The following is a 2,822-nucleotide window of genomic DNA, read 5'->3' on the forward strand; positions in this document are numbered from 1 at the left end:
TACAGAAACAAGGTGTTGTTGTATTTAATATTATTCAGTTGCTAGTTCCTTTATCTACTGCAGTAATTAGTTATTTAACTCTAGGAGAAGAAATTTCTATCTATCAGACTGTAGGAGCATTAATTGTTATTTTGGGTTGTGTCATTTCATTAAAAAAGAATGTAATATAGAATATGGATATACTGATTATAAAAAATCGATTTATTCTCTAGCTTTGATTAGAAACTATCCATAATAGTTAAATAAAAAACGCGCTTTATTCGGTTAAAGTGCGTTTTTTATATTCTGTTAAGCCCCTGTCTCTTTCTTCAACTCCAATTCATAACTTGGTGGAATCTGTGGACTTGCATCATCTTCTTGCATTGGGACGCTTTCAGGCTGTTTAGGTGTTGGCTGAGTTGCATCTGTGTTTATTTTTCCCATTAAAGGTTCTTTTAATCCGGCAAATGAGGTCTTGCCTGAAAGCCATAAATCCATAAAAGCGCGGTTAAATTCGGTATCAAATTGATGCTCAAGAACTTGGTCATTTAAGACAAAATATCCCTTATTCTCTAACACAATATAACTTAGGCGATCATTAGGCGAAAAATCAGGGAGAGTTTGTTGTAATTCCTTAAGCCATTTTTCTTTTTTGCTATTATCAATATGCAAGGCATCCATTTCTTTGATTAAGGTAATGGCGAAATTTTTGCCTTCCACTTGTTTAGCATAATCTACACTGAGCATAACGGGCGTTTGGTTTTCTTTGTATTCGCCATTTTCACTATAGAGCGATACAGTATAAACATGGAAAGGTCCCCAGTTATAATCTGCTTTTCCTACTGGTTGCCAGTTTGCATAAAGTGCGGTGGATATTAGGCATAAAGTTGCGCTAAAGAATAATTTGAGCGACATAAAAAATCTCAGAGACACAAGGGTTAAACTGTGTCGATTATAGCAAGTCTCATGGGAATAAAAAAGGCAACTGCCGTTGCCTTTTTATTTTTATTTTGATTTCAACTCACTTATTTTAATGAGCCAACCATATCTTCCGGACGCACCCATTTATCGAAGTCTTCCGCCGATACAAGACCAAGGTTGATAGCTTCTTCTTTTAAGGTTGTGCCATTTTTATGTGCAGTTTTGGCAATTTTCGCTGCATTTTCATAACCAATATGGGTATTTAACGCCGTAACTAACATTAAAGAGTTATCTAATTGTTGTTTAATGCGTGGATAGTTCGGCTCAATACCACTTGCACAGTGTTCATCGAATGAAATACAAACATCCGCTAACAATTGCGCTGATTGTAAGAAATTCGCTGCCATTACCGGTTTAAACACGTTCAATTGGAAATGACCTTGTGAACCGGCAAATGAGATGGTTGTGTCATTACCTAATACTTGTGCGCACACCATTGTCATCGCTTCACATTGTGTTGGGTTCACTTTACCCGGCATAATTGATGAACCTGGTTCATTTTCAGGAATTAAGATTTCGCCGATACCTGAACGAGGGCCTGATGCTAATAAACGAATGTCGTTGGCAATTTTGAATAATGACATGGCGATTTGTTTTAATGCACCGTGTGTTTCTACGATAGCATCGTGAGTAGCGAGAGCTTCAAATTTGTTTTCAGCTGTAATGAATGGTAAGCCTGTAAATTTTGCAATGTATTCAGCAACTTTGACATCATAACCTTTAGGCGTATTTAAACCTGTACCAACCGCTGTACCGCCTAATGCCATTTGGCGTAAGTGTGGAAGCGTATTTTTTAACGCGATTAAACCGAAGTGTAATTGCGCCGCATAAGCAGAGAACTCTTGACCTAATGTTAACGGTGTGGCATCCATTAAGTGAGTACGACCAATTTTTACTACATCTTTGAATGCTTCTGATTTTGCCGCAAAAGTTTTTTGTAAACGTTCTACCGCAGGAATTGTTGCTTCAACCACTTTTTTGTATGCCGCAATGTGCATTGCTGTTGGGTAAGTATCATTTGAAGACTGTGATTTATTCACATCATCATTTGGGTGAATAATAGATTTTTCACCTAATTTACCGCCATTGATCACGTGCGCACGGTTCGCAATGACTTCATTTAAGTTCATGTTTGATTGCGTACCGGAACCGGTTTGCCAAATCACTAATGGGAATTCGCCATCTAATTTGCCGGCTAAGATTTCATCACAAGCTTGTCCAATTAAATCGCGTTTTTCAACCGGTAACACACCTAAATCGTGGTTAGCGAAAGCCGCTGCTTTTTTCAAATAACCAAAGGCTTCAATAATTTCTTTCGGCATTGAAGCTTCCGGACCAATTTTGAAGTTATTGCGTGAACGCTCAGTTTGCGCTGCCCAATATTTGTCAGCAGGAACTTGAACTTCACCCATAGTGTCTTTTTCGATACGAAATGTCATATAATCACCTTTATAAATAAAATGTAAACGTAACAAAGCGATTTTAACACTTCCGAGTTATGTCGGATAGTGGGAAATTGGTATTTTGTGATTTAGATCATTAATTTATGATTTTAATGTTGAACAATGGCGCGATAACGCAAATTGAGAGAAATGGAAATTAGGGCTTGTTGATGTTTTTTGCTTATAAAATAGACTATTTTATACCTGGCACGCAAAATGCGTACTAGGTTACGCATAGTTGAGTGGCTTTGCCACTCTAATTCTCAGCCCCCCATCACTATGTAGGAAAAGCACAAATCTCATTTTTTACTTCATTTGAAGTAAATCAATAAGCAAAATAACATCTCTTTTTTAGTATCATTTCAATTTTTTTCTTACAATCTAATTATAAGTTTCAAATCTAAAAAGTAAGAAAATGAA

At 36.7% G+C, this 2,822-nt stretch carries 3 protein-coding genes; 1 reads left to right on the forward strand and 2 read right to left on the reverse strand.

All coding sequences use genetic code 11. The annotated features are described in order from the left end of the window. Positions 1–170, forward strand: a 170-nt coding sequence (locus Q0O89_RS10470) for an EamA family transporter (RefSeq protein WP_293731632.1), incomplete at its 5' end; no start/stop codon positions are given. Positions 171–288: 118 nt separating this feature from the next. On the opposite strand, the gene Q0O89_RS10475 is transcribed toward Q0O89_RS10470, so the two are convergent. Next, positions 289–894: a hypothetical protein gene (locus tag Q0O89_RS10475; RefSeq protein WP_293731630.1), complete on the reverse strand. Its 606-nt coding sequence runs from the start codon at positions 892–894 to the stop codon at positions 289–291. 110 nt (positions 895–1,004) lie between these two features. After that, positions 1,005–2,399, reverse strand: a complete 1,395-nt coding sequence (gene fumC, locus Q0O89_RS10480) for a class II fumarate hydratase (protein WP_293731631.1) — start codon at positions 2,397–2,399, stop codon at positions 1,005–1,007. Positions 2,400–2,822: the final 423 nt, after the last annotated feature.

It is taken from the genome of uncultured Actinobacillus sp., assembly GCF_945915845.1.
Lineage (GTDB): Bacteria > Pseudomonadota > Gammaproteobacteria > Enterobacterales > Pasteurellaceae > Exercitatus.